Source organism: Rahnella sp. P4_A8 (genome assembly GCF_056402435.1).
In genome coordinates, this window is sequence record NZ_JBFUHK010000345.1 from 1 (window position 1) to 663 (window position 663).

Sequence of the window (663 nt, forward strand, 5' to 3'; positions counted from 1 at the left end):
TCCCGGACCGGTGTCATCACAACGCTGAGACCGTCCAGTGCCTGCTGACCTGTCAGTGAAATTACGCCCGCATTAACCTGAATCTGGCTGACATAACGACTGGTAGCTGCCGCCGGAATTCCCTGACTGCCGGCGCTGCAATTCGTCAGCGCCCCCGTATCGATGACGCACAGTTCGACGCCGGTTTTGTAGGGCACCATAATTTGCAGCATGTCAGTCATGGCTGCTTTCTGGATATAACTCTGGTAAGCGGGTATGCCGATGGCACTGAGGATCGCAATAATCGCGATCACTACCATCAGTTCAATGAGGGTAAATCCTTGTTGCCGTTTCATGGCGTTCTCCGTTTCGTAAGACTGCGTAGTTGTTTCTCAGGCAGCAAACTAAACGGAGAAAAAGCCTGACTCCAGCGCTATTGCTGACTTTTCCACGACATCTGCCAGGATAAATATGTATGCCAGCAAGGCAGGCAAAACATATGTGCGATGTCTCGCAACAATAAAGATGAAATGAAAAAGGGGGTGGTGTTCAGAAAGGGTGAATGCGAGGGTAGTGCGGCAAGATGAAATAGATCGCAAGAATTCGTGTTGCCCCTCGAAAGGAATTCAGGGGCAACAGCGCAGCGATTAGCTGAAGCGCATGGAAAGATCCATGGCTCTGACA

At 50.8% G+C, this 663-nt stretch carries 1 protein-coding gene; it reads right to left on the reverse strand.

What is annotated here, in order from left to right; genetic code table 11:
- Nucleotides 1-335 (reverse strand): prepilin peptidase-dependent pilin (gene ppdD / locus AC1DUO_RS25895; RefSeq protein WP_477989592.1); only part of this gene is annotated, 335 nt, incomplete at its 3' end.
- Between the last annotated feature and the right edge of the window lie 328 nt (nucleotides 336-663).